The sequence below is a fragment of the Flavobacterium hauense genome (assembly GCF_054457175.1).
Genome location: NZ_JBTKVX010000019.1, coordinates 80,444 through 94,384 on the forward strand (window position 1 = coordinate 80,444; position 13,941 = coordinate 94,384).

A 13,941-nucleotide genomic window follows, 5' to 3' on the forward strand; every position below is an offset into this window, starting at 1 on the left:
TGAAATTTAGCTAAATATTACAAAATTTCTGCTTGTTCTTCAGTGCCTCCTTTAAAGGTTTTTGGCTTTGCTGCTTCCCTCATCGCCTCATAATAAGCAGCCCTGCTAAGCGGTTCATATTCTTCGGTTTCGCCAAGCAGTACAAGGTTGTCGTTATTAGCTTTACGAAAACTGAAATGTGCAAGGTTTCCGGTGCGGGTGCATACTGCGTGAACTTTGGTTACATATTCGGCAGTAGCCATAAGGGCGGGCATTGGGCCAAAAGGATTTCCCTTAAAGTCCATATCCAGCCCGGCAACAATAACACGGATGCCGCTGTTGGCAAGGTCGTTGCAAACAGTTACGATCTCGTCGTCTAAAAACTGTGCTTCGTCAATGCCTACCACATCGCATCCTTGTGCCAATAGCTTCAGCATTGCCGATGAGGTTACGGGAGTAGAGCGGATCTCGTTGGCATCGTGCGACACCACCATTTCGTCGTGGTAGCGGGTTTCTATGGCAGGCTTGAAGATCTCTACCTTTTGTTTGGCAAATTGTGCCCTTCTCAGCCGGCGGATAAGCTCTTCGGTCTTGCCCGAAAACATCGACCCGCAGATGACCTCTATCCAGCCGAATTGTTCTTTATGATTTACTGTATTTTCAAGAAACATTTTGTAATTTTCAGGGTGTAAAACTTAAATGTTTTGTTTTACTTTGTATAAAACAAATTTATTAAAAAACTATTGCGCCACTTCCTATAATTCTAAAAGTTATGAAGAAAAAATTAGAAGCCGAACTGATCAGCATTGCTCACAGGATACTCAAATTGAAGAACAGGGCGGAGCTTGACCAGCTACAGCAGGAAACGCTGAAGCTGTATGAAAAGATCTCTGTACTGAGGTTCGTGGAAGATAATTTCAGTGATGTGAAGCCTACTATAGGGCACGCGTCGGCAGAAGAAGCGCTTGAAGAAATATATGGACTGGAAGAGGAACCAAAAGTTCATGCCAATGAAGTAGAGGCGGCAGAGGAAAAAGCAAAAGAAGAAAAAGCCAGGCACAAGGCTGAGGAAGCAGAAGCTGAAAAGGCAAAAGAGGCAAAAGGCAAAGGTGAGGAGATAAAAGCGGAAGAGCCAAAAGAGCAGATTAACGAAAAGCCTGCGGCTGAAGAAGTGAAAACTGAAGAGCCGAAAGAAACGGTGAAGGCCGAAGAACCAGAAGAAGAGAAACAAGAAGAGCCTGTTGCCATACCGGAGCTGGAAAAGCCGGAAGAAGAGCTTAAGGCAATAGAAGAGGCAGTTGTGGCCGTTTTTGAAAAAGAAGAAGACAGTACGATAGAAGAAGAGGAAAAAGCCACGGATGGTGAGGTAGAAACCATACAGCCGGATCCTGACACAAAAATAGAAGACTCAGGGCTTAATTTTACGCTTGCTTTTGAAAGGGAAGCAGCTCCTGAAGAGCCTGTAAAACAAAAAGAGATAACTTTTGAGGATTATAAGGACTATAAAGAGCCCGAATTCATAAAGAAAGAAGATGTGAATAAGTCTAAAGAAGCAGAAGGCAAAAGTGAAGAGCCAAAAGCTGAAGAGCCTAAGGCTGATGAAGCTCCCTCGGAACCTGTCGTAAGGGATTGGCGCGACTGGGAGCCTACAAAATCTGAAGAGCCTAAAGTTGAGGAAAAGACAGAAGCTGAGGAGCCTAAGGCACAAGAGAAAAGGGAAGAACCAAAAGTTGAGGTGCCTGTAAAGGAAGAACCAAAAGCTGAAGCGCCTAAAGAAGAGCCAAAACAGGAAAGTACCGTTCGCGGTAACATCGCTTCGCGTAATGACTTTGAAAGGCCAAAATCGCTAAATGATAGTTTGGGTAAAAGCATTTCGCTTGGGCTTAATGACCGTATCGCTTTTGAGAAGAATCTTTTTGGAGGAAGCACAGACGATCTTAACCGTGTACTGTCGCAGCTTAATACCATCAATACTTTTGACGAGGCCCGCGACTTCATCAATGAACTTGTAAAACCAGATTATAATGACTGGAAAGACAAGGAAGAGTACGAAGAGCGTTTTATGGCTATTGTCGAGAAAAAATTTGCATAAATGTCCAAATTATATATAGTTCCTACACCCATAGGCAATCTGGAAGATATGACCTTTCGCGCCATAAAAGTGCTTAAGGAAGCTAACCTGATACTTGCCGAAGATACCCGTACCAGTGCTAAACTGCTTAAGCATTTTGATATTGGGACACACATGCACAGCCACCACATGCACAACGAACATAAAACGGTGGAGGGCATTATCCAGCGCATTCAGGGGGGTGAGGTGATTGCCCTGATATCTGATGCGGGAACACCCGCTATATCCGATCCCGGATTCTTGCTGACCCGTGCCTGCGTAGAGAATAACATTCCCGTGGAGTGCCTGCCGGGTGCTACGGCTTTTGTGCCTGCACTCGTAAACAGTGGCCTGCCCAACGATAAATTTGTTTTCGAAGGCTTCCTTCCCGATAAAAAAGGTAGGCAAACGCGCTTTTTGGCACTTGCCGAAGAAACCCGCACCATGATATTTTATGTATCACCACACAAACTGGTTAAAACCTTAACGGAATTTATGCAATACTTTGGGGAAAGCCGACAGGTGTCTGTTTCTCGTGAGTTGTCCAAGTTGCACGAAGAAACCGTTCGCGGTACTGCAACTGAAGTTTTGGAGCATTTTACTAAGAAAGAACCTAAAGGCGAAATTGTGGTTATTGTGGGTGGGTTTGTACCGGAGGGGAAAGCTGCTAAGAAGAAGTATAGCGACAGAGAGGATAATTAGTATGAAAAGAGCAATACTTATTGTCTTGTTCCTGTTTTATGCTGTTAATGCTAATGCACAGGATGAGCTTAGTAAAGAGCATAAAGAAGTAATTGCTAGCTTTATTAGTTATTTTAAAAATAATGACAGGCAAAAACTCGCTGCATATGTTAACTATCCGCTAAAAAGAGAATATCCTATCCCACCCGTAAAAAATAAAGATGAATTCCTGAAAAGGTTTGATGAGGTGTTTGACAGCAAGCTGATTACTATGATTGTAAACTCTGACCCTTTAAAAGACTGGTCTGCTGTGGGTTGGAGAGGGATTATGCTTGCTAGCGGTAGCGTTTGGATTGATTATGATGGCACCCTGCTTACTGTAAATTATCAATCAGATGCTGAGATCAAAAAGAAAGCCGCACTGATTGGATTTGAGAAAACTAATTTGCATTTATCCATTAATAAATTCACTAACCCTGTTTGTATTCTGCTTACCAAAAAGTACAGAATCAGAATTGATGAGATGCCTAATGGTAAATATCGTTATGTGTCTTGGAAAATAAATGCTCTAATGAGCGATAAGCCGGATCTCATAATACCGAATGGTGAATATGTGCCTGAAGGTAGCGGCGGGAATCATCATTATACATTTAAGAACGGCAAATATATTTATAAATGTGGTGTTGTGTTTATAGGCGAAGATGATAGTGCCCCTGCATATCTGACCGTCTCTAAAGATGGTAATGAGATTTTAAATGAACCTGCTACTATAGTCACTAACTAAACGTCTGTAATGAAGAGAGTTTTATTTCTGTTATTCTTTTCAATACTCCTTGGCGGTTGTCAAAGGTCTAATAATGCCTTGAAAATTTCTTTTTCAAGAGCATGCGGGGATAATACAAGTTCTGTTCAGGTTTATGGACTTCAGGTGATTCATAGGGATTCAATTTTTTTCTCAAGAAACATACCTATGCGTTTCTCAGTTAAAGATACTTTGAAATTAGATAGTTTGCCTGATGGATTGTATGAAATCAGTTACTACGATATACGTGGAGAGCAAAAATCTAGGAAGATTAATCTGAAAGAGAACAAATCAGGATTCCTTAATATCATTTTAGATTCCATAGATTCAAATAAATTTTTAAATAAAACACCAATTAAAAATCTAAAAGAAGGGGAATCATATACTCTAGATTGGAAAGGTGGCGATATTGCAAGTATGTACGGATATTATAAGATTGGAAAAAAGAAAGGGGATGTGTATTTTGAGACTCCAAATTATAATATTGAGAAACTTACCCAAGATGAAATAAATTTAGTTATGCAATATGAAGCAGAACTTCTGGCAATTCAAAGCATGAATGCAAAAGGGAGTTTAAATAGTTTTGCTTACAAAATAAATAAAAACGGTAAAATAACTGAGATAATTGATGATACTCGAAATTGGGCCGGTTACCGATGCACTATTGGGAAAATATATAGTAATAGATTTAAAGGCCAATAAGGCATTGTGTATATTTGGCTTTCAAAATTAAATCATGCGCTGGAACCTAAAACCAAAACCCGATTCCCATAAAGTCAATCACCTTGCTGAGGTACTCAATGTAGATGCTGCTACGGCAGGCTTGCTGGTGCAGCGTGGTATTGAAACCTATGAGGAAGCAAAAACGTTTTTCCGCCCAATGCTGTCCGATCTGCATGATCCTTTCCTGATGAAGGATATGGATAAGGCAGTGGCGCGTATTGAAACGGCCATTGCAGCAGGAGAGAACATACTGGTTTTTGGTGACTATGATGTAGATGGTACTACAGCGGTATCGCTGGTGTCATCCTATCTGCGTTCGTATTATCCTAATGTGGCGACCTATATTCCCGACAGATATAATGAAGGGTATGGCGTGTCTACTGCCGGGATTGATTTTGCCGATGATAACGGTTTTACCTTAATAATAGCACTCGATTGCGGCATCAAATCGATTGATAAGGTAGCGTATGCTAATGAAAAAGGTATTGATTTCATTATTTGTGATCACCACCGCCCCGGTGATGAACTGCCCGATGCGGTTGCGGTACTCGATCCTAAGCGTGAAGATTGCGATTACCCATACGACGAGCTTTGCGGTTGTGGGGTAGGATTTAAGCTGGTCCAGGCACTTGCGGGCAGGAGAGGGCTCACAATTCAAAATTTAGTACCTTACCTTGACCTTGTGGCTACTGCCATTGCAGCCGATATCGTTCCCATTACAGGAGAGAACAGAGTATTGGCCAAATTCGGGCTTGATGTTATCAATACATTCCCAAGGCCGGGTATAAAAGCGCTGATTCAAAACGTAAAAAAGAAAACACTTACCATAAGCGATGTGGTTTTTATCATCGCACCACGCATTAATGCCGCAGGCCGTATCAAGCACGGTAATCATGCGGTGGAATTGCTAACGGAATTCAACCTCGAACAGGCTGAGGAATTCGCTTCGCAGATCGAAGGCCTGAATGCCGACCGAAAAGACCTCGATAAACTGATTACCGTTGAGGCTCTTAGACAAATAGAGCAAAATAATGACCACGATAAGTTTACGACCGTTGTCTACCAGGAGGATTGGCACAAAGGGGTTATTGGTATCGTGGCCTCCCGTCTTATTGAAACCTATTACAGGCCAACATTGGTGTTTACCAAAAGCGGCGATAAGCTGGCGGCTTCGGCACGATCGGTTAAAGATTTTGATGTCTACAATGCCCTTGAAGCCTGCGCAGAACATATTGAGCAGTTCGGTGGGCACATGTATGCCGCTGGTCTTACGTTAAAAGAAGAGCAATATCCGCTGTTCAGGCAGAAGTTTGAAAAAGTAGTGCAGCAAACAATACATCCTGACCTTCTGATCCCTGAAATTTCTATAGATGCTGAGATTGACTTTACAGACATAACTCCAAAATTTAACAGGCTCCTGAAAGAATTTGAACCTTTTGGCCCGGGGAATATGTCGCCTGTATTTATGACGCGCAATGTAAAAGATACCGGTTATGGCAAGCGCATCGGCTCTGATGAAACCCATTTACGACTCTTTGTAAAACAGGGCGAATCGCAGGGCTATGCAGCAATTGGTTTTGGCCTTGCCAAAAAACTTGACCTTGCCTGTAATGGCGAAGCTTTTGATGCGGCTTATTCCATAGATGAGAACGAATGGAATGGCGAAGTTAGCATCCAGTTGAGGTTAAGGGATATCAGGTGTGAATAAAACTTGACTGTCATTGCGAACGTAGCGTAGCGGAGTGCGGCAATCTCAAATAGATTGCTTCGTCATTCTTCCTCGCAATGACGAACCGAAGCCTGTTAGAAACTTTTTCTAAAATTCTTTCAATTTATTTAGAATGGTTTTAAATAATCGCTATTTTTGTTGAAATCCATTCCGGTTATGAGAGAAGTAGAACAGATATATTATAATGAATTTGGTGTTGCTTTCCATTGGAAAAAGAACAACAGGATTCTAAAAGATAAGGTACAGATAGTGTTCAAAGAAACGGGATTTTATCTTTCTTATGATGAAATCAGGGCGTTTGCACAATTGATAGATAATACTTGTGAAGAATTGGGCTGTAATGGCTGCTGCCATCATAAATGCCATAAGTTTTTGTTGAAAACACCTTTGCAGCAGGTAGATCTTGCGGTATCCAGGAGTGAGCTTTTCCAGATAAAAGACCTCGTGGAAGGTACACTCTTTAATATGGATCTATACGATTATATAAACACAATATGCAGGAACTAGTTCCTGCATTATTTTTTATACTCCTTTAGTTCGAATTCCTTGCCATTAAATTCGCCATAGGTAAAATAACCTATCCAGTCGCCAAGGTTGATGTATGTGGAGCTTTCTCCAACTTTAATAGTCATGGGCAAATGACGGTGGCCAAAAACAAAATAGTCATAATGCTTTGTTTCAAGTTTTCGTTTAGAATACAAAACCAGCCATTCATTCTCTTCGCCTAAAAACTTAACATCGGCATCCCCTGAAATTAATTTATTCTTCACAGAAAGATATTGTGCCAGCTTTACGCCCAGGTCGGGGTGAAGCCATCTAAACAGCCATTTTGAGAAAGGATTGGTAAATACTTTCTTCATGCGTTTATAACCTTTATCGCCGGGACCAAGCCCGTCGCCATGACCAATAAGGAAAACTTTATTATTGAATATGAACTCCTGCGGGCGATGAAATACCGGGATATTTAGCTCTTTTTCGAAATAATCGCTCATCCACAGGTCGTGGTTGCCGGTAAAGAAATATATGGCTATACCGCTGTCGCGTAACTCGGCAAGTTTTCCCAATACCCTTATAAAACCACGTGGAACTACAGTTTTATATTCAAACCAAAAGTCGAAAAGATCGCCAAGAAGGAAAAGTACATCTGCATCCTTCTTTATTTCGTCAAGCCAGGCTACGAATTTTTGTTCCCTTGGGAAACTCTGTTCCGGTGTTGGTGCACCGAAATGCTGATCGGATGCAAAATATATACGCTGAGTATTCTCCATAATAATTAAGTCGTGTAAAGATAGTACTATTTTTTATTATGAATAAAGCGTGAAAATTTGTTAGAAAAGTAAGAAAACTTTCAGATTATATTTGTAACAAAAGATAGTGATTTTGTTTATTTTAAGAAAATGATAAATTATCTTCAAGATATTGTGTGTTTGATTAACGTATTTTTTATAATTTTCACCGCATTAAACATAAACTACTAATTAAATCATTTTGTCTATGAAAAAAATTTCCTTAATTTTTTTCCTGACACTTCTTTCTTGGTGCGGCTATGGACAGCTTGCACTGGAAGGTTTTGAGGGTACATGGTCACCAGCCGCGGGCGGTACCAGTACCACTGGATGGTTCCAGTTTCAAAACAGTGTCGGGCCACAGTTTAAGTGGACACAGAGTTTACTTAACGTTTCTACTCAACCTCCTTATGAAGGCTCACATGCAGCCTATCTTCAGCGAGAAAACGTTGCGCCGGGCCTATGGCCTGAAGATTATCTTGTTACGCCGCAATTTACGATGCCTGAGAATCCGGAGCTAAGGTTCTTTTCACGTCTTACTCTTACGTTAGATCAGGGTAGTATTTACAAGGTATTTATTTTAGATGTTACTGCAAATCCAACAGCAGATCTTAATTCGCCTGCCTCGTACGTTCAGCTTCAGTCATGGACTGAATTAGAGATCAATCCTGAACAGCAGACTTACAATGAAATTATAAAAGATCTGCCTGCTGCCTATATTGGTAAGCAGGTGCGTATAGCTTTTATGATGACAGGTGATGAGATGGACAGATGGTTGATTGACAATGTAAAGGTTGTGAAGAAATGTGAAGCTCCTTTGAATATTGTAATGGCAAATTCAACATTAAACAGTGCCGATCTTTCATGGGACAATCCTTCGGGATCTGTTAAATGGGATGTTGAAATTGTTCAGGATGGTATGGCACCACTTGGTACTGGTGTAGAATATGCCGGTACTTTGCCTTATCATGCAACGGCTCTTACTGCCGGAGGTGCCTTTACTGAGGATACTTGCTATAAGTTTTATGTACGCTCAAAATGTGATGGCGGGGGTGTGAGTCCCTGGGCAGGGCCTTTCTACTTCTGTACCAAAAAAACCGGTAATAGCTGTAGCTTCCCTATAGAGGTTAGTACTCTTCCATATTCAGATCAGGATGATACTGCTGAGTTTGGTGATGAATACAATGGCGTGCCGGGCACGGGCTGTGGCAGCGAGGATTGGCAGAACTATCTTAGTGGTAATGACGTAGTATATAGATATACTGCGAACTTTACCGGTGCTGTTGATATTAACCTTTCAGAAAACGGGGTTACATCCGGTATCTTTATATATAATGAATGCCAGGATATAGGTGTTGCCTGTCTTGCTGGCGGTGTTGCCGGATTCGAAGGGAATCCTGTAGCACTGGAAAATTTTCCTGTTGTAAGTGGAGAAGATTATTATATTGTTATCTCATCTTATGAGATTCCTACTACGCCATATCAGTTAATTATTCAGGCAGTTGCCTGTGATAAGCCTACCAATCTTTCAGTAGGAAGCACCGGGCTTACATCAGCTGTATTGTCATGGGATAATCCAACAGGCGCTACTTCATGGGAGGTAGCTGTTCAGACATTGGGTTCTTCAATACCTTCGGGGAGTGGTACTACTGTAACAGATAATAGCGATTATCTATGGACAGACGGTTTGGTGGCTGCAACGGCTTACCAATACTGGGTAAGGGCAGATTGTGGTACTGGTACTTTCAGTACATGGGCCGGTCCTTTCCGTTTCAATACACAAATATGTGATCCGATTTTCCAGTGTGACCTGACTTTCATAATGTCAGATGAATGGGATAGCTGGAACGGATATACTATGTCTGTTAAGCAGAATGGACTAACACTTGCTACGCTTACAGGTCCGGGCGATGACGGCGAAACTGTAGAGCAAAATGTCTCGGTTTGTCACAATGTTCCGGTGCAATTATACTGGCATTCGGGCGGCTCTTCATGGCAAGCAAGTGAAATTGGCGTGAGCATTAAAAACTCTTTCGGTCAGACTATATATGTTAAGAATCCCGGAATGGGAGTTCCTAATTCCCAGCTTTATAACGCTAATGTAGATTGTGAAAAGCCATTATGTCTTCCTCCGGAGGATCTTACGGCTACAAACATTGATCTGACAACAGTGGATTTAGGATGGAATGGAGCTGCAACAGGAAATTGGGATTATTATATTGTTCCTGCAGGTTCGCCGGCTCCTACGGCTGCAACTCCTGGAATGCCAACGACTACAAATCCTGCTGTAGGTGTGGGTTCATTAGTTCCTGGAACAAATTATGAATATTATGTTAGGGTACATTGTGAAGACGCAAGTACTCCTGTGAGCGATTGGGGCGGTCCATTTGCATTTACTTCGTCAGTTTGCCCCCTTGCAGATAAATGTTTTTATGATTTTGTACTAAAAGCTTCTTGGAACGGATGGGAGGATGTAGTTCTTACCGTAACCCAGAACGGAGCAAATGTTGCTATTTTGGGTCCTCAGTTTACAAGTGGAACCTCGATAACGGTGCCGGTTGGATTATGTACTAACGTTCCTTTCGAAGTTACCTGGACTGGTGGTACTGGATGGCCTGGACAGGCAGGGCTTGAAATTATTAATAATTTTGACCAGACAATCTTCAATAGAGAATTAGGTTCAGATATTGGAGGTATAGGCGTTGTGCTTTTTGCAGATGCTGTAGATTGTTTGCATCCAAAATGTATGGCTCCTACAGATCTGACTTCGGCTAATGGAACAATGACAAGTGTTGATCTTGGCTGGAATGGACTTCCGACAGGAAACTGGGAATACATAGTGTTGCCGGCAGGTTCGCCTGCTCCAACAGAGACTACTGTTGGAATAGCGACTACCGCAAATCCTACCATTGCTGCTCCTCTTGATGCTCCGGCAACAAACTACGATTTTTATGTGAGGGCGATATGTGAAGATTCATCCACTCCAAAGAGTGCATGGGGAGGTCCATTAGCAATACATTCTGAGGCTTGTGATCCTGCTGATAAGTGTATTTTCCACTTTGAATTATTAAGCGAAAACGGATCGGGCTTTGATGGTAATACAATGACAGTATATCAGTCTGGTGTGCCGGCGGTTGTATTAGGTCCCGGATTTGACTGGATGTCTCCAGACCCTAAGTCATTCATGGTAGATGTGGCATTATGTCCTGATTTGCCAATTGAGATCGTATGGAACAATGGAGGATGGAGTGAAGATGATAAAGGTCTTCATGTGTACTCTCCTTATATGGAAGATGTCTTCATCAAAGATTTTGGTGTAGGTGCTCAGGGAGAAACTATTTTCCAGGGGATTGTGTCGTGTTCGCCACCACCGTGTCCTAAACCTATAAATTTAAGTGTTTCTAATGTAGCGCTGAATTCTGTTACTCTTGAGTGGCATGAGAATGGTACTGCTACAAGCTGGGAAGTTTGGGTATTGCCTTACGGTTCTCCTGTGCCAACAGAGCCTGGAACGCCGGTTACTGACAATCCACTAAACTGGCCGGGACTTGAATCAGGTACGCCTTATGTGTTTTATGTAAGGGCAAATTGTGAAACTGACGGTTTGAGTACAATTACCGGTCCGTTTGCGTTTGCTACGTTAATTGAAAATGATGATTGTGGCGACGCTATAAATGTACCGGTAAATACCGGAGCTGCTTGTGTCAACTTTGTACCGGGTACACTTACGGGTGCAACATCATCTGGTGTGGCATCAAGCTGTGAGTGGGATCAGGCACCTGAGTATGATGTATGGTATTCATTTACGGCAACAGGACCCGGTCATGCAATAGCTATTAAAGATGCGGTAAATGTTCAGATCAACTATACTGTTTATGAAGGTGATGGTTGTGGTAATCTTACAGAGATTGCCTGTGCTAGACCCGCAGGTAACGATGCAGGTGCTCAGGGTGTGGTTACAGGATTAGTTGCAGGTACTACATATTATGTTCAGGTATCTGCGGGCTATTTCCCGAATCCATCAGTGATAACAAGCTTTAAGGTTTGTATATCTTCGCCGGCAAGTATAATAGTTGATGCTGAAATGTCGGTTCACGATATAGTATTCAATGCATTAGTTGTAGAGACTTGTGCTAATATTGAAAATATAACTTCCAGTACTGGTACTGATTTTGATGAGTTTAACAGTAATGGTATAGCTTATTTTGAAAAAGGAGATTCTAATTTCGGAATTGAAAAAGGAGTTGTGCTAATGAGTGGTGATGCAAGAAAAGCTGCGGGGCCAAATATTGGTAATAAGCTATCGGATGGCTACTGGCCGGGAGATGAGCAGCTGTTTGACTATATTGATGGTCTTGGTATTGATGGTGATTTATATCAATATAATGATGCTACAATATTAGAGTTTGACTTTACCCCATTGGCAAATAAGCTACGATTCCCGTTCATTTTTGCTTCTGAAGAATATGGAGAGTACCAATGTACCTTCTCGGATGCATTCGCGTTCTTCCTGACAGAAGTAGACGATGATGGTAACCCTATTGGGCCTACGACTAACTTGGCTGTGGTTCCTAATACAAACTCACCGGTGTCTGTTGTAACGATCAGGGATGGCAAATTCTCACCTGACGGTCTATGTGAATCGGTGAATGAGGCTTATTTTGCAGATTACTACGGTACTGATGCTGGTATTGATCTGACGAATGCAATTGATGGCATGTTTGCGCCTATTAACTTCCAGGGATTCACTGTGAAGATGTTCGCAGAATCTGATGTAATTGCTAACCATAAGTATCATATTAAACTTGTTGTTGCCGACAGGAATGACAACAGTCTTGACTCTGCGGTATTCATTGGTGCATTTGATATTGGTAAGCCGGATCTTGGTGAAAACCTTACAATTGCCGATGGTAATGGTGTATGTGACGGAGATTCATACACTCTTGTTAGTGATCTTGACCCTCTTGAGTATGTATTTACATGGTATAAAAAAGAAATTGGTGCGGCTGACACAAGCTATACTGTAATTGCAGGTGAAACAACGAACCAACTGGTAGTGACTACAAGTGGTGAATACAAAGTAAATGCATCTTTTGGAGGTCTTTGTAACGCTGATGATACTGTTATTGTTGAGTTTTATGATGATGTTGAGATAACTACTGGAAGCCCTGTACAACTGGTTGTATGTGATGCTGACGGATTTGCAACATTTAATCTTTCAGATAACACAGCGAATGTTCTTTCAGGAGTTGCGAATTCTGCTGCCTATGTGGTTTCTTACCACCTTACAGAAGATGACGCTAAAGGAGATTTGAACCCACTGCCGTTAACAGACTATGAAAACGTAACGCAGGGGCTACAGGAAATTTATGTGAGAATTGTAGATGCTAACGGATGTGTAGGTGTTAAATCATTTAGCCTGCTTGTTCAGGATCTTACACCTCAGTTTACAATCAATGAAAATTTCTCAATTTGCCAGGGTAGTACAGGTGTTATTTCTGTTACTCCGGTTGCACCGGCAAACTATGATCCTGCAACAGTGACTTATACCTGGACATACGAAGGTAATGCATTGCCTGATACTACTGCTTCAATAGTGGTTCTTGATACTGCGCCGGGATTATATAGTGTTACTGTAAATAATCAGGGATGTCCTGCTTCAGACAGTGTGAATGTTGCTGTATTGCCTTCTCCTGTAGCTGATAATCCGGATGATGTTGTAGAATGTACAAGTTATTTCCTTCCGGAGCTTAGTGTAGATAACAGATATTATACACAGGCTGGCGGAGCCGGAGTAGAGCTTAGTGCCGGAGAGGAAATAAAATCCACTCAGGTGATATATGTTAGGGCATTTAATCAGGCAACCCCTGATTGTGCTGCAGAGAACGACTTTAAAGTTACTATAATACCTACTGCTTTTGTTTCAATTGATGAAAACTGTATAGGTCAGGACTATGTTCTTAAAGTTAACTTTGAGGAAGATGAAGTATACACTGTTGATAATGCAACATTTGAATGGAAAAACAGTACAGGCGTTGTTGTTGGATCTGAACCAGCACTTACTGTTGTTACTCCGGGAAGTTACTTCCTTACAGTGACTCCTTCAGGGCAATCAAAAAACTGTCCTGTTACAATTGAAGCACAAATAGATGATACTACTTGTTTAATACCACGAGGTATCTCTCCTAACAGTGATGGTTTCAATGATTCATTTGATTTGACAACATTAGATGTTACTGAACTGAAAATTTTTAACCGTTACGGTCAGGAAGTGTACAGCAAACGTGATTATACTAAAGAATGGGTTGGACAGAACAAGAACGGCGATGAGTTGCCTTCTGGAACTTATTTCTATATGATAGAACGTGCAAACGGTGAATCAAAAACCGGATGGGTGTACATTAATAGACAGGATTAAAAAAAAATTTAAAAAAAAGGGCAGATTTTTCAATTACTGATTAAACCTTTTACGATTTATTAAGTCTAACTAACTTATAGTAAATGATTTTATCAGGGATTGAGTTAAATCTGCCCTATTATTTTCACATTTAACCAACACACATTACATGAAGAAACTTTACCTTGCAGCACTATTGGCTCTTGGCGGCCTTGCTGACGCTACGGCCCAGCA

The 13,941-nt window shown here is 41.5% G+C and carries 9 protein-coding genes; 7 read left to right on the top strand and 2 right to left on the bottom strand.

Annotated features, from left to right (window positions below; genetic code table 11):
- Positions 1-17: 17 nt before the first annotated feature.
- Positions 18-650, bottom strand: a complete 633-nt coding sequence (locus ACX0HA_RS13870; protein WP_458845888.1) for a thymidine kinase — start codon at positions 648-650, stop codon at positions 18-20.
- Between the two features lie 101 nt (positions 651-751).
- Between ACX0HA_RS13870 and ACX0HA_RS13875 the strand changes: the two genes are divergently transcribed.
- The 6 genes from ACX0HA_RS13875 to ACX0HA_RS13900 all read left to right on the top strand — a co-directional run bounded on the left by ACX0HA_RS13875 (position 752) and on the right by ACX0HA_RS13900 (position 6,531).
- A complete protein-coding gene (locus ACX0HA_RS13875; RefSeq protein WP_458845889.1) occupies positions 752-2,071 on the top strand; it encodes a hypothetical protein in 1,320 nt (439 codons plus the stop codon).
- Positions 2,072-2,791 carry a 16S rRNA (cytidine(1402)-2'-O)-methyltransferase gene (gene rsmI, locus ACX0HA_RS13880; RefSeq protein ID WP_458845890.1) on the top strand — a complete coding sequence of 240 codons (720 nt, stop codon included), beginning with the start codon at positions 2,072-2,074 and terminating at the stop codon, positions 2,789-2,791.
- A gap of 1 nt (position 2,792) precedes the next feature.
- Positions 2,793-3,554 carry a hypothetical protein gene (locus ACX0HA_RS13885; protein WP_458845891.1) on the top strand — a complete coding sequence of 254 codons (762 nt, stop codon included), beginning with the start codon at positions 2,793-2,795 and terminating at the stop codon, positions 3,552-3,554.
- Between the two features lie 9 nt (positions 3,555-3,563).
- Positions 3,564-4,274: a hypothetical protein gene (locus ACX0HA_RS13890; RefSeq protein ID WP_458845892.1), complete on the top strand. Its 711-nt coding sequence runs from the start codon at positions 3,564-3,566 to the stop codon at positions 4,272-4,274.
- A gap of 34 nt (positions 4,275-4,308) precedes the next feature.
- Positions 4,309-6,003 carry a single-stranded-DNA-specific exonuclease RecJ gene (gene recJ, locus ACX0HA_RS13895; protein WP_458845893.1) on the top strand — a complete coding sequence of 565 codons (1,695 nt, stop codon included), beginning with the start codon at positions 4,309-4,311 and terminating at the stop codon, positions 6,001-6,003.
- Between the two features lie 177 nt (positions 6,004-6,180).
- The gene (locus ACX0HA_RS13900; RefSeq protein ID WP_458845894.1) at positions 6,181-6,531 is read left to right on the top strand and encodes a hypothetical protein; all 351 of its coding nucleotides are present in this window, start codon (positions 6,181-6,183) and stop codon (positions 6,529-6,531) included.
- 8 nt (positions 6,532-6,539) lie between these two features.
- Here ACX0HA_RS13900 and ACX0HA_RS13905 read toward each other — a convergent pair whose 3' ends face one another.
- Positions 6,540-7,292, bottom strand: coding sequence for a UDP-2,3-diacylglucosamine diphosphatase (locus ACX0HA_RS13905; protein ID WP_458845895.1), 753 nt, complete (start codon positions 7,290-7,292; stop codon positions 6,540-6,542).
- Between the two features lie 226 nt (positions 7,293-7,518).
- Here ACX0HA_RS13905 and ACX0HA_RS13910 point away from each other — a divergent pair, with 226 nt between their 5' ends.
- Positions 7,519-13,728 (top strand): choice-of-anchor L domain-containing protein, encoded by a 6,210-nt coding sequence (locus tag ACX0HA_RS13910; protein ID WP_458845896.1) that lies wholly within the window; start codon positions 7,519-7,521, stop codon positions 13,726-13,728.
- Positions 13,729-13,941 lie beyond the last annotated feature (213 nt).